Raw genomic sequence first — 19,314 nt, 5'->3', positions numbered from 1 at the left:
CGGCGATCATCGGAACGTCCATGCCGCACCGGTGATCGGCCATGTCCGCGGCGTGCGCACGCACCTACGCTCGATCGCGTGAGTTCCCTGCACCGTCGCATCCAGCTTCCCGGACCGCCGCCCGCCGAGCGGGCTCGACTCGAGGCGGGCGGCGTCGCGTGCTGGGAGGAGGCGCTCGTCATCCAGACCTACGAGCCTGCGGAGCCCGACCGCTATCCGCTCTTCCTCGACCGCCGGGTCTACCAGGGCTCGAGCGGGCGGGTCTACCCGATCCCCTTCACCGACCGCATCGAGGCGGTGTCCCGGCCGCGCACCTGGCGCGCCATCCATCTCGAGAACCGGTGGGTCCGGCTGGTACTGCTCCCCGAACTCGGCGGGCGCATCCACATCGGGTACGACAAGACGCGTGACTACGACTTCTTCTACCGCAACAACGTGATCAAGCCGGCGCTCGTCGGGCTCGCCGGGCCGTGGGTGTCGGGCGGGGTCGAGTTCAACTGGCCCCAGCACCATCGCCCCGCGACGTTCCTCCCGGTGGAGACGCACATCGAGCGTGCGGGCGACGACGAGGTCGTCGTGTGGCACTCCGACCTCGATCCGCTGCAGCGCATGCGGGGCACGCACGGCATCCGCCTCCGGGGCGACTCGTCGGCGATCGAGCTCGAGGCGACCCTCGTGAACCGGACCGACGTCCCCCAGACGTTCCTGTGGTGGGCCAACGTCGCGGCGCGTTCGCACGAGCGCTACCAGTCGTTCTTCCCCACTGACGTCCGGTACGTCGCCGACCACGCGCGTCGCGCGATCACCGCGTTCCCCGCCGCGGACCGCCCGTACTACGGCGTCGACTACCCGGCGTTGGCCGCCGAACGCCCGGGTGCCGATCGCATCGATGTCGCCTCGAACATCCCGGTACCGACCTCGTACATGATCACCGACACCGTCGACGACTTCTTCGGCGGCTACGATCACGACGCCGGAGCAGGCTTCGTGCACTGGGCCGATCGCGCGATCGCCCCGGGGAAGAAGCAATGGACCTGGGGTGCCGGCGAGGTCGGGCAGGCGTGGGATCGCCACCTGACGGACGACGACGGCCCGTACGTCGAGCTCATGGCCGGCGTCTTCACCGACAACCAGCCCGACTTCAGCTGGCTCGCGCCCGGCGAGACCCGGCGCTTCAGCCAGTTCTGGTACCCGATCCAGGCGATCGGGCCCGCGGTGCAGGCGACCCTCGAGGCGGCACTCGGGCTCGAGGCGGATGCCTCGTCCGCGCGGGTCGGCGTCGTGACGACGGCCGCGCACGACGTCGTGCGGGTCGTGCTCCGGCGCCGCGGCGGCGCCGACCTGGGAGAGTGGTTCGCCGCGATCGCGCCGGGTGCGCCCTTCACGGCGACGCTCGACCTCGACCCCGCCCTCGGCATCTCGTCGCGGGACGACCTCGAGGTCGACGTCATGGTCGGCGAACGCAGCCTCGTCGCCTGGCGCCCGCACGCCGCCGTCCCCGGCGAGCCGTGGGTGGCGACCGAGCCCGCGGCGCCCGACGAGATCGCGGGCACCGACGAGCTCGTCCTCACGGGGCTCCACCTGGTCCAGTACCGGCATCCGACGAGGCCTGCCGAGCCGTACTTCCTCGAGGCGGTCCGGCGGGACCCCGGGGACTCCCGGGCCCGCCTGCAGCTCGCCCGCATCGCGTTCGCGCGCGGCGAGCTCGCGACCGCACTCGCGCACGTCGACACCGCACTCGAGCGACTCACGCGCCGGAACCTCAATCCCGAGCACGGCGACGCGCACCTGCTGCGCGCGCTGGTGCTCGAGCGTCTCGGCCGGCGGGATGGCGCGGCGGATGCGTTCGGGAAGGCGGGCTGGGACGGCGCCCTCGCGCTGCCCGTGGCGCTCGGCCGGGCGCGACTCGCCCTCGCGACCGGCGACGCCGAGCTCTCGCTGGCGTTCGCCGACACCGCCTGCGCCGCCGATCCGGCGAGCACGGCCGCGATCGCGAGCCGTGTGGTCGCGCTCCGCGCGCTCGGCCGGGGCGCCGACGCCTCCCGCGACCTCGATCGGGCGCGCGCCGTCGATCCGCTCGATCCGCTGCTCGCGGCACTCGACGACGCCCTCGACCCCGTCGACCCGCGTACCCTGCTGACCATGGCGCACGAGGTGTTCCGCATGGGCGATCGCCCCCGCGGCATCGCGCTCGCGGAGCGGGCGTCGGCCGCGCCGGTCACGCCGTTCGGCAATCCGGCGCCGCTCGCCGCGTACGCGCTGGCGGCATTCCTCGACGTGGTCGACCGGCCGACGGATGCCGCGACCGCACGCGCCGACGCGGTGGCCGCCGATCCGACGCTCGCGTTCCCGCACGGGCTCGACGACCTGCAGGCGATCGAGGCGGCCCTCGAGATCGACCAGGGGAATGCGCGGACCGCCGGATACCTCGGCTGCTGGCTGCTCGACGCGGGCCGCACCGAGGCCGCGCTCCACGCCCTCGACGACGCGATCGCCGCCGGCATCGACGACCCGGTCGTGTGGCGCAACGCCGCCGTGGCACTGGTGAACGCGGGCGGCGACCTCGCGGAAGCCGACCGACGCTACGGCGAGGCGCTCCGGCGCAGTCCCGGTGACGCGAGGCTCGTCTACGAGCGCGACCAGCTCGCCGCCATCCGCCACGTGCCGTCGATCGAGCGGCTCGCCGCCGTCGAAGCAGCCGGGCACGAGGTCCTCATCCGCGATGACCTCGCGATCGCGTACGCGAACCTGCTCGTCGACGTCGGACGAGCCTCCGACGCGCTCGCGTTCCTCGACGGCCGAGCCTTCCAGCCGTTCGAGGGCGGAGAGGGCCAGGTCATCCGCGTGTTCGATCGCGCGGGCGCCGCGGTCGCGCGCGACCTGATGGCGCAGGGCGACGCGCGAGCCGCGGCGGACCTGCTCCGCGAGGGCATCCGCGTTCCCGAGCACCTGGGCGAGGGTCGCCATCCCGCCGATCCCGTGGCCGAGCGGTTCGTCCTCCTCGGCGACGCCCTGCACGAGCTGGGCGACCGCGACGGGGCTCGCACCGCCTGGCAGCGCGCGCTCGGCGGCGGTCCGCTCGCCGCGGCGTCGCGCACGCCCGACGAACGCGACGCGTGGATCGGCATCGCCCGCACCCGGCTCGGCGATGAGACGGGCGCCCTCGCCGTCTGGCGCTCGCTCGAGGACCGCGCGGACGCGCTCGATGCCGCCGCCGACCGAGTCGACTACTTCGCGACCTCCGTCCCGGAACTGCTGCTGTTCTCGGTCGACACCGCAGAGCGGCGACGGGCGCAGGCCGGCCGCCTCCGGGAGCTCGCGACGGCGGGCCGGCTCGGGGAGGTGCGCGCCGCATGACCGAGCGCTACCTCGGCACCCCGCTCACCGCGGAACCGGACCAGACGCTCACCGGCCCGATCCCCGAGCACCTTCCGAATCGCCTCGCGATCTGCCTGTGGGACTTCTCGTGGATCACGCGCGCCGGCGAGGGGGAGCCGTTCGCCGACCTCGACCGGGCGATGACGGAGACCGTCGATCGCGGCTACAACGCCGTCCGCATCTGCGCCGCGCCGATCCTCGTCGCCGGGACGCTCGGTCTCGACGCGCTCGCACGCGACCTCGAGGTCGAGGGACTCGGCGCCGCCCCGACGGGCGGCTTCTACGGACAACGGACCCGGTGGTACGACGCGCCTGGCGGGTACCGCCTCGATGTGCGCGCCCGCCTCTTCGAGCTCGTCGAGACGGCGAAGCGGAGCGGCGTGTCCGTCATCCTCTCGAGCTGGGAGTACCAGCAGACGCCCGCGTTCGCGGCGGACCCGGCATGGTTCCGGGCGCTCGACGCGGTCCCGGTCGACGAGCGCGACCGGGTGCTCGGGGATGCCTTCGACCGCCTGCTCACCGACCTCGAGCATGCGGGCCTCGGCGACGCGATCGCGTTCACCGAGCTGCACAACGAGGTCGACTTCTCGATCCTCCCGCCCATCGAGCGCGGCGGCGAGGCTGTGCTCGGGTGGCTCCGATCGCGGCATCACGGCCGGCTCGTGACGGCGAGCTACGGCAAGCCGCCCCACCTTGCGATGCATCGGGTGTCCGAAGCCCTCGACGTCGCGCAGTTCCACGTCTACTCGTACGGCGTGCTCGACGCCCTGCAGCGGCGCATCGACATCCGCTCCGAGGGCACCGAGGGCTTCCCGAACGCCGACCTCCGCGCCCTGCTGCGCGACGATGCGCCGACGTTCGCCGAGTACGGCAGCGCGGCCGACTGGAAGCTGCAGGCGACCGTCGTCACCGACCAGATGATCTACGGCTACGACTGGATCGACCCGGCGAAGTGGGACGGATGGCTCGCCGAGCACCTCGAGCCGTACCGCGAGGTCATGCGCCGCGAGGTCGAGTCGCGGGTCGTCGCGGTCGCCGAATGGTCGCGATGGCGCGAGGTCCCCGCCGCGATCGGCGAGGGCTGGGTGGGCTACACACCGCGCGACGGGCGCTTCGAGGAGACCGGCTTCGGGCTCGAGCTCGCCGAGCACGGCATCCGGACGGCGCTCGCCAACGGGGTGTGGGGCGTCGTCACGTGCTCGAACGCGGCGCCGCACCATCCGATGTGGGCCGACGTCGACTGGCAACGTCGCATGACCGGTCTCGTCACCGGGGCCAGTCGGTGACCGAGCGGATGCCGCTGCGGCTCGCCGCACGCGTGACCCCGCCGCCGCTGACGCGACCGGCGATGTCGAACGGGCGCGACCGCCACCATCGGATCGCGCTCACGAGCCGGTACGTCGAGCTCGACGGGCGGCCCGCGATCCCGGTCTCGGGTGAGCTGCACTTCTCGCGCGTGCCTCGCGCGCAGTGGCGAGAGCGACTGCAGCTCATGCGCTCGGGCGGCGTCACGGTCGTCTCGACCTACGTGATCTGGATCCACCACGAGCCGGTGCGCGGCGCGCCGCGTTTCACGGACGGGCTCGACCTCGCCGCCTTCGTGCGGCTCGCGGCGGAGGTGGGGCTCGACGTCGTCGTGCGCGTCGGCCCGTGGTGCCACGGCGAGGTGCGCAACGGCGGATTCCCGGACTGGGTGGCTGCGGCATCCGTCGCCCATCGCACCGACGACCCCGCGTACCTGAGCCTCGTCCGCGGCTGGTTCGCCGCGATCGGCCGCGAACTCGGGCCACTCTGCGGCCCCGACTCCCCGATCATCGGCATCCAGGTCGAGAACGAGCTCATCGACCAGCCGGGTCACCTCGCGACGCTCGTCGGCCTCGCGCGAGACGCCGGCCTCTCGGCGCCGATCTGGACGGCCACGGCCTGGGACGGCGCGGACCTCCCGCCGGACGTCGTGATGCCCGTGTTCGGCGGGTACGCCGACGGGTTCTGGGTCGACGCGGAAGCGCCATGGCCGTCGAGCTTCCGTGCGCATTTCCGCTTCGCGCACGACTGGGACGACCCAGGCATCGGCGCCGACCTCCGCGGGGAGCGAGCGGATGGCGCGGCGACCCCCGTGGCCGCGGCCCCGCCGCGCACCCGCGCGGCGGCCTCCCCCGACTTCCCGGTCGCGACGTGCGAGCTCGGCGGCGGCATGGCGACCGCCTATCACCGTCGCCCCCTGCCCGGCGCGCTCGATCTCGCGGCGGTCGCGAACGCGAAGCTCGGCTCCGGCTCGAACTGGCAGGGCTACTACATGTACGCGGGCGGCCTGAACCCGGGCGACGGCCTGCAGGAGTCGCTCGCGACCGGCTACCCGAACGACCTGCCGCGCTTCGACTACGACTTCCATGCGCCGATCGGCGCGGCGGGGCTGCTCGCGCCGAGCCATGCGGCGTTGCGCCTGCAGCACGCGTTCCTCGCCGCCGTCGGCGACCACCTCGCCCCCATGACGTCGGTCCTGCCCGAGCGGATGCCGCGGGGCGATGACGATCGCGACACGCTCAGGTGGGCCGTCCGCTCGGACGGCGACACGGGGTTCCTGTTCATCGGGCACCACCAGGCGTTCGAGCAGCTCGAGCCCGTCGACGGGGTGCGCTTCGAGGTCGAGTTCGACACGCGGAACGTGGTCGTGCCGCCCGCCGACCGACCCGCGCTCACGATCCCGCCCGGCACGGTCGCACGTTGGCCCCTCGGCCTCGCGCTCGGCGGCGCAATCGTGGAGTGGGCGACCGCATCGGTGCTGACGGTGCTCGGCGGGGACGTGCCGACGCTCGTGCTGCTCGCCGAGGCGGGCATCACCCCCGAGGTGGCGGTGCGGGCGGATGGCGCGGCCGCGCCGGTCGTGGTCGCCGCACCGTCGCACGGCGACGCCGACGCGGTGCTCCGATTCCGCGACGACGGCTCGGCACTCGACGTGCTCGTGCTCCCGGCGGCGTGGGCCGACGGACTCTGGGTGCTCGACGCGTGCTCGGGCGAGCGGATGGTGCTGCGCTCGCGCAGTCCGCTGTGGCTCGACGACGGCGCACTCCGCGCCCGGTCCGACCGGATGCCGCTCGTCGAGCGCTACGACCCGACCGCCGGCGCCTTCGTCGGTGTCGCCTTCGACGGGATGGAGTCGCAGCGTCTCCCCGTCAGGCACACGGAGGTCGTGCGGTTCGACCCGAACCTCACCCGCGTCGACTTCGGCGGTACGCCCGCTCGCCGTGCCGCGCCGACCGCCGACGACCTCGACCGGCTCGCGGTGCGCATCCCGCTCGGGGGACTCGGCTCACCGGAGGACGGCGTCCTGCGCACGCTCCTCGTCGAGTGGGCGGGCGACGTGGCGACGCTCGAGATCGACGGCCGCACGGTCGCCGACCGCTTCTGGGACGGCACGCCCTGGCTCATCGACCTCGACGCGGCCGGGGTGCACGCCGGTGCGGAGGTCGTGCTGCGCATCCTGCAACTCCACCCCGACGTCGAGATCCACCTGCCGCCCGTGGCGGCCGCCGGCCGTCAGGCCCACGACGGTCCGCTCGGCTCGCTGGATCGACTCGTCGGCCTCCGGTCGACCGTCTGGCGAGCCATCCCCTGAATCGAGACGTCGCGTCTGCACGGCCGCACCCTGCATCTGCGACGTCTCGATCGCTTGCCGCCGGCGCAGTGTCTCACCTCAGCACCCCCGCACCCCCGCACCCCCGCACCCCCGCACCGCGAGAAGTCGCACATGCACAGTCGCACCCTGCATTCGCGACTTCTCGATCTGGGCCGCTGGCCCGGCATCGCACCTCCGCTCCCCGAGAAGTCGCAAATGCACAGCCGCACCCTGCATCTGCGACGTTTCGATGAGTGACGCGCCTGCGCGCGGCGCGCGGACGGGCGCGTGAAGCTCAGTCCGCGTCGACGCGACGCCGCCGCGGCCGCTCGGGCACGGCGACGATCGCGAGCGCGACGCAGCCGAGCGCCGGCACGACGAGCGGGAACAGCTGCCACGTCACGACGACCGCGAACACCGCCGAGGCCACGAGGTACGCCGCCCCGACCGGGTCGCCCGCCACCGCGCGCGGTGCCGCGCGCAGCGCGCCCAGCCAGCCGAGCTCCGGCGTCCAGAGGCCGGCCGCCGTGAAGAGCGCGAGCGCGAGCGCCGCGAGGCCGAGCCAGCCGACCGCCGCGACGACCGGCCCGCCTGGCAGCGCACCGCTGCTCGCCAGGTCGATGTCGAGCAGCAGCACGAGCACGATCACGACGGATGCCGCGCCCACGCCGATCCCGCCGAGGAGTCCGGCCCGCACGTCGGCCCAGAACAGGCCGAGCTTCGAGCCCTCCGCGAGCAGGTACCGCCGCAGGTGCCGCACACCGGCGGCGAGCGCCGCGGGCAGGGTCACGAGCGGGATCGCGACCAGCGCGACGAGCACGCCCACGAGGAGCACCTCGCCGAGCAGCCCGAACGCGCTCGTCGCACCCGGGAAGCGCGCGGGCGCCGCGCCCGAGCGGACCGGACCGGAGCCCGACCGCTCGTCGCGACGCGCCGCACGTTCGGAGCGACCGCCTGCCGGAGACATCCGCTCGCCCCTAGCCCTTGAGCCCCTGGGTGGCGACGCCGTCGACGAGGAAGCGCTGGAACACGATGAAGAAGATCAGGATCGGCAGCAGCGCGAGGAAGGAGACCGCGACGGTGGCGCCGTAGTCCGAGGTGGAGGTCTGGTCGTTGTAGAGGCGCAGCGCGACCGGCAGCGGGTACTGCTCGGGGCTGTTGACGTAGAGCAGCGGGCCGAGGAAGTCGTTCCAGGTCCAGATGAACGTGAAGATCGCGGACGTGATCAGGGCCGGCTTGATCAGCGGCAGGATGATCGAGAAGAACGTGCGCCAGTGGCCGGCGCCGTCGATGCGGGCCGCCTCGTCCATGTCGCGCGGGATGTTGCGGATGAACTGCACGATCAGGAACACGAAGAACGCCTCGGTCGCGAGGAACTTCGGCAGGATCAGCGGCCAGTACGTGTCCACGAGTTCGAGCTTCTGGAACATGATGTACTGCGGGATGATCACGACGTGGAACGGCAGCAGCAACGTGCCGATCATCGCGGCGAACAGGATCCCGACGCCCTTGAACTGCACCCGCGCGAACGCGTACGCGGCCAGCGCCGAGGAGAACAGGGTCCCGATCACGGCCATCACCGCGATGAAGGTCGAGTTCGCGAAGAACCGCCACAGCGGCACGCCCGCGATGCCCTCGAGCACCTTGAAGTAGTTGTCGATCGTCGGGTTGTCGGGGATCAGGCCGGGGTTCTGGCCGAACTCGCTGGACGGCTTGAACGTGGCGATGAAGAGCCATACGAGCGGATAGAGCACGATCGCGGTCAGGATCGCGAGCACCACGAACCAGATGATCGTGTTGATCGTCTTGCGCTTGATGCGGCGGCGACCGCCGTCGCCGCGCTCCTGGAGCTCGACCTCGAGGAACTCGGCTCGGGGCTGCTCGATGGTGGAGGTGCTCATCGGTTGTCTCCCGCGTAGTGGACCCACGACTTCTGGGTCTTGAAGAGGATGGCGGCGATGATCGCGACCACGATCACGAGGACCCACGCCATCGCGGCGGCGTAGCCCATCTGCAGGTCGGCGAAGCCGCGCTTGTAGAGGTAGACGGTGTAGAAGTTCGTCATGCCCGCCGGGCCGCCCGAGCCGTTGGAGATGATGTACGCCGACGCGAACACCTGGAACGCGTTGATCAGCTCGAGCAGCAGGTTGAAGAAGATCACGCTCGAGAGCATGGGGAAGGTCACCGAGCGGAACTTCCGGATCGGGCCGGCGCCGTCGACCTCGGCCGCCTCGTACAGCTCCCGCGGCACCTGCTTCAGGCCCGCGAGGAAGATCACCATCGGGGCGCCGAACTGCCACACCGCGAGCAGGATCATCATCGGCAGCACCAGGGCCACGTTGCCGACCCACCCGCCGATCTCGATGCCGAAGAACGACAGGGTGTTGTCGACCGGCCCGTCGGTGGAGAACATCGCCCGCCACACGATCGCGACCGACACCGACGCGCCGATCAGCGACGGAGCGTAGAACGACGAACGGAAGAACGTCGAGCCCCGGTCGCGGTAGTTCAGCAGCATCGCGACCGCGAGCGCAGCGGCGAGCTTGATCGGGGTGCCGACCAGCACGTACACCAGCGTGATCTGCACCGACTGGATGTACTGCGGGTCCTCCGTGAACATGCGCACGAAGTTGTCCAGCCCGATCCACTCGGGCTCGGTGAAGAGGTTGTACTTCGTGAACGCGAGGTACAGCGAGTAGATCATCGGGCCGAGGGTCAGGCCCAGGAAGCCGATCATCCACGGGAGGAGGAAGGTGTAGCCCGTCGCCGTCTCGCGACGGTTGCGGACCTTCAGTCCGTGCCGCGTGGGGGTGTCGGGGCCGCGACGGCCGAGGAGGCGCTGGCGGCCTTCCTTGTCGGCCGTGACGATCGCTCTCGTCAGGGTGGTGCTCATGGTCTCTCTCCCGGGTTCCGTGCCGAGGGTACTCCGGGTCCGGGCCGTCGGGGCCCGGACCCGAGAGGTCCCTACTGGTTCAGGACGACGTCCATCTCGGAGAAGAACTGGCTCACGGCCTCGTCCACGGTGAGGGTGCCGAAGCCGAGCTCCGTGCCGAGCTGGCGGAACTTCTCCTCGAGGGTGCCGTAGCCGACGATCGGCACGGGCGGGGCGTCGCCGAGACGGTCGCTGATCGACTCCTCGTAGGCGCGGATCTGCTCGCCGAGCGGGTCGAGCTCAGCGCCCTCGAGCATGGTCTCCGACGCGGGCAGTCCGCGGTTGGTGCCGAAGATCGCACCCGCCTCGGGGCTGTTCACGAGGAAGTTCACGAGCGTCGCGGCCGCCTCGGGGTGGTCGGTCGTCGCGGCGATCGAGTGCAGCATCGAGGGCTTCAGGTAGAGGTCCTGCGCGCCCTCCTCGGTGACCGGCGGGGCGATGAGGCCGAGCTCGGTGTAGCCCTCGCCGAGGTTGCCGAGGTAGCCGGCGCCGAAGTTGTCCCAGGTCAGCTCGCTCGCGGTCTTCGCCGCGTCGAAGCCCGAGACCGGGTAGATCTCCTCGAGCTCCTGCTGGCTGATGACGGTGCCGGACTCGCGGATCGCGTCGCCCTGCTCCCAGAACGCCGCGAGGTCCTCCTCGGTGAAGTTCGGCTCGCCCTCGTCGGTGAAGAGGTCCTCACCGGCGGCGCGCTGCTGGATCTCGAAGTTCTGGATGCGGCCGGTCCAGTCGGTGCCGCCGTAGACCTCGCCGCCGGAGGCCTCGGTGACCTCGGCCATCCAGTCGTTGTAGTCCTCCCAGCTGCCGCCGGCGAACTCCTCCACCCCGGCCTGCTCGAGGAGCACCGGGTTGGTGAACATGCCCCACGCGTTGGTCGAGGTCGGGATGCCCGTGGTCTCGCCGTTCACGACGCCGATGCCGAGGATCTGCTCGCTGAGCGGCTCGGTGTCGATGATCTCGCCGAGGTAGGGCTCGAGGTCGAGGAGGAGCCCGTTCTCGGAGTACTGGCGGAGGTAGGAGTAGTCGAACTGCATGACGTCGGGCAGGCCGCCGCCGGCCGCCTCGGTCTGCCGCTTCTCCCAGAACTCGGGGAAGCCGAGGAAGGAGGAGTTCACCGTGATGTTCGGGTACTCCTCGTTGAACGCCGCGATCGCCTGGTCGTAGAGGTCGGCGCGCACGTCGTTGCCCCAGAAGGCGAGGTTGAGGGTCACTTCCTCGTCGGGGTCGTACGTCGCGGCCGGCTCGGAGCCGCCGGAGCAGCCCGTCAGCACGAGTGCGGCGCTCGCCGTGACCGCCGCTGCGGCGAGTGCCGCGCGTCGGGTGCGAATGTTGAACATCGTTGTCCTCCCGGAAACGTCTCTGTCTGCCTGGTGCAAGTCACGCTGGGTGGGAAAGCGCTTCCCCAAATGTAGCCCCATCGTCGCGAATGGTCAATGCGGCGAGGAAAATCGTTTCAATCCGTGATCGAACCGAGATCGGCCGTGGCGTCCCGGTCGCAGGTCAGCACGCCGTCGACGACCTCGAGCGGCACGGCGAAGATCGCACTGCGGCGCGCGGCCGCGGCATCCGTCGACCCCAGCTCCGACCCGTCCCAGTGCGGGTGCGTGAAGTAGAACAGGATGCCGCGGCCGCGGCCGACCACGACGTCGCCGTGCCGCCCGAATGTCGCGTCGCCGCGCCGCCGACCGGGCGCGCCGAGGATCACGTCGTCGGGCCCGCCCTGGCGTTCCCACGTCACGGCGTCGGCCGACCGGTGCACGCCCATGCCCCGCCACTCGTCGACGAGCATCCACCACCAGCCGCCGAGCTCGAACACGTTCGGCCCCTCGTGCGCACGCCCGCCGATCGCGCGGCCCTCGACGCGCCAGGAGCCCGGCGCGAGGTCGGCGCTCGCCGCGACCCACGTGGTCGAGTCATCCGCCTCGTCCTTGAACCACATGCGCCAGCGCCCGTCGGGGCAGCGCGCGACGCACGCGTCGATCACGCGATCGGAGCTGAGCGGGATCTCGCCGACCAGCCGCCAGGTCGCGAGGTCGTCGCTCGAGTACTCGACGATGCGGCGCGCGTGCCCCTCCCACCGGTCGGGGACGCCCTCGATCACGGTGAGGTACATGCGATACCGCGAGCCGTCGAAGATCACCTCGGGGGCCCAGTGCGTCTCGTTCCACGTGCCGTCGTCGTCGCCGAGCTGCAGGTCGTCGACCGTTCCGGCGTATCGCCACCGGCGGCCGTCGGCCGAGCGCGCGACGCCGATGCGGGTGCCGTGCACCCACGCGACGCCCGGCTCGTCGACCGACGCCCGCCGCTGCGTGTAGTACATCCACCACTCCCCCGTCAGGTGGTGGCGGATCACGGTCGGATCGGTCGCCCCGTCGTGCACCGGGTCGTGGAAGAGGGCGTCGTCGTCGGGCAGCGGCGTCACGTGCGCAGGTCGACGATCGGGCTCTCGAGGCTGCGCATCCGGGCGGCGTCGTCGCGCAGCGACGCGCGCTCGACCGTGCGTCCGCTCGTGGCCGACGAGTAGATCGCCGTGACGATCTCGAACGAGCGAGCCGGGTCGGCCGCCGTCGAGGGCAGCGGCGCACCGGTGGCGAGCGCGCGGTAGATGTCGCGCACGAGCGGGTCGTGGCCGCTCGGCTCCTCGTCGGCGGGCAGCGCCGACCACGCGTCGACGACGGCCGGGTCGACGGCCGGCGCGGGCGTGATGCGCCAGTGCTCGTGCCCGTGGCCGTAGAGGTGGTCGACCGTGACGGTCGCGAGCTCGGCGTCGATGCGGATCGAGCTGGTCTCGCGGGGCGACAGGGCGCTCGTGATCACCGACGCGACGACGCCGTTCTCGAACGCGACGGTCGCGGTCGAGACGTCCTCCATCTCGGTCTCGCGCGCGAGCCGCCAGAGCTGCCCGTTGACGCTCGCCCAGTCGCCGAGGAGCCACGCGAGCAGGTCGATCTGGTGGATGCCGAGGCCGAGCGTCGGCCCGCCGCCCTCGGTCGCCCACTTGCCGCGCCACGGCACCGCGAAGTACTCGGGCGCGCGGTACCAGAGCGTCTGGCAGGTCGCGACGAGCGGCCGGCCGAGCGCGCCCGACTCGAGCAGTCCCTTGACGTGCGCTGCGGCGGTTCCGGTGCGCTGCTGGAACACGACGGCCAGGCGCCGGTCGTTGCGGGACGCGGCAGCCGTCATCGCATCGAGCTCGTCGAGCGCGAGCGCGGCGGGCTTCTCGCACACGACGTGGACGCCCGCGTCGAGGGCGGCGATCGCCTGCTCGGCGTGCACGCCGGGCGGGGTGCAGACGTGCAGCACGTCGACGGCGCCGGTGGCGAGGAGCGCCTCGAGCGAATCGGCGACAGCGGGCCCGCCCCATCGATCGGCGAACGCCTGCGCGCGGGAGAGGTCGCGGTCGATCACCGCGACGAGCTCGCCGTCGGGCGTGGCGCGGAGCGCCTGCGCGTGCGCGTCGGCGATGGCCCCCGTGCCGACGATCGCGGCTCGGAGCGGGGTGGTCGGGCGTTCGGGGGCCGTCATCGTTCTCCCTGCGGGTGGTGGGTCGTGGTGTCGTAGCGTCGCAGCAGCCCGCACATGCCGTAGGCGGGGGCGACGGATGCCTCGGCCACGCGCGCCTCGGCGAGGCCCGCCTCGCCCGAGCTCTCGAGCGCGTCGAGGCGGTGCCCGGTCTCGCGGGCGGCGGCGAGCGCGCCGGCCTCCCAGCCGGCGCGCCAGTCGGCGACGCGCGGACGCACGAGCGCCGCCGCGCGCGCGTGCAGGCGTGCGAGCCGCTCGGGGTCGACGCTGCCGTCCTCCCCGAAGAGCGCCAGGTACCCCTCGACGGCGAGATCGCGCCGCGTGTGCGCGGCGGCGAGTCGGTCGGCGTCGGATGCCTCGGGGCCGGGAAGTGCCGCGGCATCCGCGTACCGCTCGGGGTCGGCGAGCACCTCGTCGGGGAACGTCATGACGGCGTCGCCCGCCTCGGGGAGCCCGGCGTTCTGCATGATGACGCGGACCTCGAGGACGCCGTCGTTGACGGCACGGTGGATCACGCCCGGCGCGAACCACACGAGGTCGCCGGCCGCGAGCGCGCGCTCGGCGAACGCGCCGGCGCCGTCGATCGTGTGCAGCCGGCCGCGACCGCCGACGACGAGGTACGCCTCGGCCGAGACGAGGTGCAGGTGCGGGGTGCCCCCGGCGAGCCCGTCGGCCGCGACGCCGTCGTAGACCTCGAGCGCGCTGACCGAGGTCGCGCCGGGGAAGCCGGGCGCGGTCACGGCGTGCCCCGGTCGCCGGGGGTCGCGGTCGCGGCCGCAGGACCGAGCAGTGCGGGCAGCCGTTCGGCGGCACGCGCGGCGAGCTCGGCCGCGCGCTCGGGGTCGGACGCGCCGTCCGCGATCACGACGCCGTAGCGCAGGGCCATGGTCGCGCCGGGCTCGATCACGTGCTCCTCGCTGAAGAACGGTGCGGGGCACAGGCACGCGAACTCCTCGCTGCGCGCGAACCACTGGGGCGGGTGCTGCAGGTTGCCGGGGTCGTCGACCATCACGATCGTGGAGGACGTACCCGTCTCATCGTGCCGGCCCGTGAAGCCCATCCACGGCGCGCGCGTCCCGCGCAGTTCGTCGCCGCCGGCGACCCCGGGAGCGAGCACCCGTCCGCCCGTGAACGAGCGCGGGCCGCGCCAGAACAGGCCGCCGTAGCCGGCGTTGTCGCGGCCGCGCGTCGTGGGCGAGCCGATCGGGATGGCGCGGCCGATCGTGTTCGTCAGCGCGGTCGCGAAGCCGAGCAGCCAGGCGTCATCGTCCAGAACGGATGCCGCGAGCACGCGCTCCTCGGCGAGGATCGTCTCGCCGGCCCGGGCGACCCAGTCGAGGCGCTCGCGCGCGCGGGCGACGGCGCCGTCGGTGCCGCCGCCGGCCGCGGCATCCGTCGCCTCGAGCTCGTCGGCCTCGAAGCCGACGTGCCGCTGCTCGCCGTTGTTGGGCAGCTGCACGTAGCCCTCGCCTCGCACGAACGTCGGGCCGCCCCAGAAGTTCTCGTCGCCGACGACCGGGAGGGACCACGCGATGCCCTTGTGCCAGACGTGGTCGTGCGGGCGGTAGAGGCTCACGGTCTCGCCGCCGAGCGTGCGGATCGGGCTGAAGTACGGGCGCGGCGACTCGAACGTCGGGTGGTCGGGGAGGAAGACGTACTCGGCGAGCACCGCGGCGCCCGTGCGGATCAGCAGGCGGTCGGCGTCGCGGTCGATGCGGAGGTCGGGCATCGGGCTCCTTCGGGTTCGTCGTCGATCCGGAGTGCGCGCGCGGCGCACGCTGGCGCCGGGCTGCGTGGGAAAGCGCTATCCCGAGCGTACACCGTCAGTGCGCATCGCGCACGAACGGCCGCAACCGGGCGGGTGCCGGGAACTCGAGGGCGAAGAATCGCCGGGGCGCCCCGACGCCGACGGCGCCCCAATCGTCCTTCTTGACTCGGATGCCGCGGGGCGACGCCTCGATGATCCGCACGCGAAGCCACTCGCCCGACTCGAGTTCGAGCTCGTAGGGATCGCCGAGGTAGCCGATCCCGAGCGCCTCGAGCGCCTCCTCCGCCGCGAGCCAGTCGAGCGGCGGCGTCCGCTGCCGGCCGAGCAGGTCGATCGCGACGAACCCCTCGCCCACCGGCTCCATCCAGCCGAGCAGCTCGCCGTCGACGCCGCGCCGGTGCTCGATCCAGTCGGGATTCACGGATCCAGCGTACGGCCGGGGCGTCCGACGGGCTCCCCTGCGGCGTCCCCCACCGGGTCATCCGTCCCGACGCCTCGCGGTCGCTCCTCGATGAGGGTCAGCAGGTTGCCGTCGGGATCGACGAGATGCCCTGCACGCAGTCCCCACTCCCGCGGCCGCACCTCGTGCAGGCGCGGGAAGCCCGCCTCGGCGACCGGCACCCCGGCCGCGACGACGGCGGCCGCCAGCTCGTCGACATCGGCGACCCGGACGGTGCACCGGCTCGCGCTCGTCGCCGGATCGAGCCCGGGCCACGGGAAGAACTCGAGCTGCACGTCGCCGCGGCGCAGGATCATCCATCCGTCATCGCGGAAGCTCCGCGTGAAGCCGAGGCGGACGTAGAACTCCTCGGTCGCGTCGAGATCGCTCGACGGCAGGTTCGGGACGGCACGATCGCGGGTGGCGGCATCGGACATGCTCGCATTGTGTCCTGATCACGGCCATGCCACCATTCGAGGGGGTCCGTTCCGGGTCGCCGGAGTATGCCGAACCGAGGGAGAACTCGACGATGGACATGCTGAGAAGCGGCGAGATCGCGGCAGCGGGACTGACCGACTGGCGCAAGCTGGCCCAGGCGCTGCATGCGCGCTACCTCGTCGGCGACTTCGCCACCGCCGCGCGGTTCGTCGCAGGTGTGGGCGAGGCGGGCGATGCGATCGGACACCACCCCCGCGTGTCGATCTGCGACGGCTGGATCGACCTCCAGCTGGTGAGCACCGACGCCGTCTACCGCGACGACGAGGGCGTCGAGCACCTCGTCGAATGGGTGACGCAGCAGGACGTCGACCTCGCCCGGCGGATCAGCGAGGTCGCCGCCGACCACGGGATCGACGCGGAGCCGAGCTCGGTCAGCATGGTCGAACTCGGCCTCGACACCGCGCGCTCCGCGACCATCGCCCCGGTGTGGGCGGCCCTGCTGACCGGGCACGCCGAGTCGCAGGGCCACGGGTCGCCGAGCGACGAGATCCGCGACCCCACCGGACGCGTGCCGCACCTCTGGTTCGGCGATGCCGATGACGCCGCCGCGTCCGCCGGTGCCCGGCAACGGTTCCACGTCGAGGTCTACGTGGCGCCCGAGGTGCTCGAGCAGCGCATCGCCGCGGCCGTCGCCGCGGGAGGAACCGTCGTCGATGACCGTGAAGCGCCGTCCCTCACCGTCATCGCCGACCAGGATGGCAACACCGGCGTCATCTGCACCGACGCGGCAGCCGCGTCGGCGCGCTGAGCCCTCGCCCGGCTCACGAAGCCGCGGCTCGTCGAGCGTCGCAGCCTCTCGTCGGCCGCCGCGATGTCGTGCCGCAGTGGGACCGGCTGGGAGGACCGGCACGGTGGATCGGCGGATGCGGTTGTCGTCAGGTTGTGCGGGTGCAATGGGCTTCGAACCCGCCAATCGTGACGACATCCGCGAATGACGACCGCCGGCCCCCGCGAAGCAGTCCCGATGAGGGGACCCTCAGCGCGACGCCGGCCCCGGTCGCTCGAGCTCGACCGGGCGTTCGCGACCGGCGACGCGGATCGTCGGCCAGCGCGGATCGACCGTGAGCACCTCGATGCCGTCGGGTGCGACGAGCACGGTGTCCTCGACCTTCGCACCGGGCGCGGTCGGGTTCCAGGCGAAGGCCTGGCCGAGCTGCACGACGTCGTCGATGCCGGGAACGGCGCGCGGGTCGCGGCCGGCGTAGCCGGCAGCGCCGCCCTGGTGGTGCCGCGTCCATTCGTGCGGGTCGAAGCCGTGCGACGCGTAGGCGGCGGCGCCGGCCGCGAAGACGTCGCCGAGCTCGGCACCGGGCACCGCGGCGTCGAGGAAGGCGGCCTCGACGTCGAGGATGCGCCGCGCGGCATCCGCTTCGGCGGCAGCACCAGCACGGGCCGGCGAGAACCGCAGCCATCGCGTCGCGTTCGCGATGAGCCCGTGGCGCCGGCCGCAGACGACGAGCATGGCGCGGTCGCCGAGCGCCGAACCGGTGGGCAGCGGATGCCGGTGGGCCAGCCGGGAACGTCCGGCGACGAGGGTCACGAGCGGGTCGATCCCGCGCGCCGCCAGGTCGCCCGCGAGGCGCCCGGCCACGGCGGTCTCGGGCTCCTCGGGCGACGCGGCGAGCGCGGCATCCGTCAGCACCTCGGCGACGTCGCGGCAGAGGGCGCGCAAGCGCGCGAGTTCGGCGGGGAGCAGTGAGGCGCGCGCCGCGCGCAGGTCGACCGCGGCATCCGGCTCGTCGAGGGCGCCCTCGACCGGCGCGACGAGCGGCTCGTGCCACGGCACGCGAACCACCTCGAGGTCCGAGACGTCGCCGAGCTCCTCGGCGAGCATCCGCTCGGCCTCGTTCGCGAACACGTGCAGCGCGTCGCCGCCGGGCCGCACCACGATCGCGGCGATCGGGTCGCCCGCGAGCGACACGTGCGTGCGCGCGCCGTCGAGGTACCACGACACGGCGGTGTGCGACCGCAGCACGAGCGCGGAGGCGCCCCGCCGCTCGAGCAGGCCGAGCACGCGGGCGCGCTTGGCGGCCCGATCGATTCCGAGGGCGGATGCCGCGGGCGCGAGCCCGCTCACGCCGACGCTCCGCCCGCAGCCGCCGCCGGCCGCGCCGATGGCGCGGCCGTGCTCTCCCTCGCCTCGAGGCGCGGCCGGTACAGCATGGTGTGCTCGACCGGTCCCCCGGCGATCAGCGTGCGCAGCCGCGCCCACACCTGCGCGCCGAGCTCGGTGCGCGGCACCGACATGCTCGTGAGGCGCGGCGTCGCGTAGCGCGCCATCGGCACGTCGTCGAAGCCGGCGACCGACAGCTCGCCCGGCACGTCGACGCCGAGCTCTCGGAGCCGCGTGAGCAGGCCGAGCGCGACGAGGTCGTTGAACGCGAGCACTGCGGTGACGCCCGCCCGGTGCGCGTCGACGACGGCCGGCGCGACGGCCTCGCCGTCCTCCGGGCGCGACCCGCCCGCGATGCGCTCGATCCGCACCGACGGATGCATCGCCACCGCCTCCTCGACCCCGCGCACCCGCTCGGCGTTCGAGGCGCTCGTCTCGGGGCCGGCGACGTAGGCGAGGTGCCGGTGCCCGAGCCCGACGAGGTGCTCCACGAGGTCGCGGATGCCCCGGACGTAATCGACGCCCACGATCGGCACGGCGAGGTCGGGCAGCGGGCGGTTCACGACCACGACGGGTGCCACGCGCTCGACGAGCCGGCGCAGCTTCGCCTCCGGCATGCGCGGCGCGCACAGCACGAGCGCGTCGCACCGTTGGCGCGCCTCGATGGCCGTGGTCTCCTCGTCCTCGACGCGCTCGGCGGTGTCGGCGAGGAGCACGCGATAGCCGTCGTCGGCGGCAGCGAGGCTGAGGCCTTTGAGGATGCCCTGGAACAGCGGATTCCCGAGGTCGGGCACGACCATCGCGACGGTCGCGTTGCGTCCGCTCACGAGGCTTCGGGCCGTGGCGCTCGGCGCGTAGCCGAGCGTCGCGATCGAGGCCTGCACGCGCCGCACGATATCGGGGTCGACGCTCGCCCGGCCGTTCAGCACGCGCGACACCGACGCCGGCGACACCCCGGCGTGCGTGGCGACGTCCGAGATCGTCACTCCCCTGCTGCGGTCGCCCATGCGTCCCCTTCCGGATGCCGCGGCGCGCGTCGCCCGCCCGCTCA

16 protein-coding genes are annotated in these 19,314 nt (G+C 72.9%); 4 read left to right on the top strand and 12 right to left on the bottom strand.

Going from position 1 to position 19,314, the window contains the following annotated elements; genetic code table 11:
- Positions 1–78: 78 nt before the first annotated feature.
- Genes ACQ393_RS02580 through ACQ393_RS02570 form a run of 3 tightly spaced genes read left to right on the top strand, consistent with a single transcriptional unit; the run spans position 79 to position 6,994 of the window.
- Positions 79–3,357 carry a DUF5107 domain-containing protein gene (locus tag ACQ393_RS02580; protein ID WP_430645255.1) on the top strand — a complete coding sequence of 1,093 codons (3,279 nt, stop codon included), beginning with the start codon at positions 79–81 and terminating at the stop codon, positions 3,355–3,357.
- Positions 3,354–4,664 carry a cellulase-like family protein gene (locus tag ACQ393_RS02575; protein ID WP_430645254.1) on the top strand — a complete coding sequence of 437 codons (1,311 nt, stop codon included), beginning with the start codon at positions 3,354–3,356 and terminating at the stop codon, positions 4,662–4,664. The genes ACQ393_RS02580 and ACQ393_RS02575 overlap by 4 nt, the downstream gene beginning before the upstream one ends.
- Positions 4,661–6,994 (top strand): beta-galactosidase, encoded by a 2,334-nt coding sequence (locus ACQ393_RS02570; RefSeq protein WP_430645253.1) that lies wholly within the window; start codon positions 4,661–4,663, stop codon positions 6,992–6,994. Before ACQ393_RS02575 ends, ACQ393_RS02570 begins: the two co-directional genes overlap by 4 nt.
- A 295-nt stretch (positions 6,995–7,289) precedes the next feature.
- Here the strand turns inward: ACQ393_RS02570 and ACQ393_RS02565 are convergent, their stop codons facing one another.
- The 10 genes from ACQ393_RS02565 to ACQ393_RS02520 all read right to left on the bottom strand — a co-directional run bounded on the left by ACQ393_RS02565 (position 7,290) and on the right by ACQ393_RS02520 (position 16,089).
- Positions 7,290–7,961 (bottom strand): hypothetical protein, encoded by a 672-nt coding sequence (locus tag ACQ393_RS02565; RefSeq protein ID WP_430645252.1) that lies wholly within the window; start codon positions 7,959–7,961, stop codon positions 7,290–7,292.
- A 10-nt stretch (positions 7,962–7,971) separates the two neighbouring features.
- The gene (locus ACQ393_RS02560) at positions 7,972–8,895 is read right to left on the bottom strand and encodes a carbohydrate ABC transporter permease (protein WP_430645251.1); all 924 of its coding nucleotides are present in this window, start codon (positions 8,893–8,895) and stop codon (positions 7,972–7,974) included.
- Positions 8,892–9,887: a carbohydrate ABC transporter permease gene (locus tag ACQ393_RS02555; RefSeq protein ID WP_430645250.1), complete on the bottom strand. Its 996-nt coding sequence runs from the start codon at positions 9,885–9,887 to the stop codon at positions 8,892–8,894. Before ACQ393_RS02555 ends, ACQ393_RS02560 begins: the two co-directional genes overlap by 4 nt.
- 71 nt (positions 9,888–9,958) lie before the next feature.
- Positions 9,959–11,260 carry an ABC transporter substrate-binding protein gene (locus ACQ393_RS02550; protein ID WP_430645249.1) on the bottom strand — a complete coding sequence of 434 codons (1,302 nt, stop codon included), beginning with the start codon at positions 11,258–11,260 and terminating at the stop codon, positions 9,959–9,961.
- A gap of 116 nt (positions 11,261–11,376) precedes the next feature.
- On the bottom strand, positions 11,377–12,345 hold the full coding sequence (locus ACQ393_RS02545; RefSeq protein WP_430645248.1) for a family 43 glycosylhydrolase: 969 nt from the start codon (positions 12,343–12,345) through the stop codon (positions 11,377–11,379).
- Positions 12,342–13,448, bottom strand: coding sequence for a Gfo/Idh/MocA family protein (locus tag ACQ393_RS02540; protein ID WP_430645247.1), 1,107 nt, complete (start codon positions 13,446–13,448; stop codon positions 12,342–12,344). The genes ACQ393_RS02545 and ACQ393_RS02540 overlap by 4 nt, the downstream gene beginning before the upstream one ends.
- Positions 13,445–14,185, bottom strand: coding sequence for a cupin domain-containing protein (locus ACQ393_RS02535; protein WP_430645246.1), 741 nt, complete (start codon positions 14,183–14,185; stop codon positions 13,445–13,447). The genes ACQ393_RS02540 and ACQ393_RS02535 overlap by 4 nt, the downstream gene beginning before the upstream one ends.
- Positions 14,182–15,174, bottom strand: a complete 993-nt coding sequence (locus ACQ393_RS02530; protein ID WP_430645245.1) for a PmoA family protein — start codon at positions 15,172–15,174, stop codon at positions 14,182–14,184. Before ACQ393_RS02530 ends, ACQ393_RS02535 begins: the two co-directional genes overlap by 4 nt.
- Before the next feature lie 94 nt (positions 15,175–15,268).
- Complete coding sequence (locus ACQ393_RS02525; RefSeq protein ID WP_430645244.1) at positions 15,269–15,634, bottom strand: hypothetical protein; 366 nt, start codon at positions 15,632–15,634, stop codon at positions 15,269–15,271.
- A complete protein-coding gene (locus ACQ393_RS02520; RefSeq protein ID WP_430645243.1) occupies positions 15,631–16,089 on the bottom strand; it encodes a VOC family protein in 459 nt (152 codons plus the stop codon). The genes ACQ393_RS02525 and ACQ393_RS02520 overlap by 4 nt, the downstream gene beginning before the upstream one ends.
- 92 nt (positions 16,090–16,181) lie before the next feature.
- Between ACQ393_RS02520 and ACQ393_RS02515 the strand changes: the two genes are divergently transcribed.
- The gene (locus ACQ393_RS02515; RefSeq protein ID WP_430645242.1) at positions 16,182–16,898 is read left to right on the top strand and encodes a 4a-hydroxytetrahydrobiopterin dehydratase; all 717 of its coding nucleotides are present in this window, start codon (positions 16,182–16,184) and stop codon (positions 16,896–16,898) included.
- Between the two features lie 228 nt (positions 16,899–17,126).
- On the opposite strand, the gene ACQ393_RS02510 is transcribed toward ACQ393_RS02515, so the two are convergent.
- Complete coding sequence (locus tag ACQ393_RS02510) at positions 17,127–18,227, bottom strand: M24 family metallopeptidase (protein WP_430645241.1); 1,101 nt, start codon at positions 18,225–18,227, stop codon at positions 17,127–17,129.
- Entirely contained in the window at positions 18,224–19,270 is a 1,047-nt protein-coding gene (locus ACQ393_RS02505; RefSeq protein ID WP_430645240.1) for a LacI family DNA-binding transcriptional regulator, read from the bottom strand. The genes ACQ393_RS02510 and ACQ393_RS02505 overlap by 4 nt, the downstream gene beginning before the upstream one ends.
- Positions 19,271–19,314: the final 44 nt, after the last annotated feature.

Origin of the sequence: Agromyces sp. GXS1127, from assembly GCF_050565425.1 — a bacterium.
GTDB lineage: Bacteria > Actinomycetota > Actinomycetes > Actinomycetales > Microbacteriaceae > Agromyces.
This window is presented reverse-complemented; position numbering and strand designations above follow the sequence as displayed.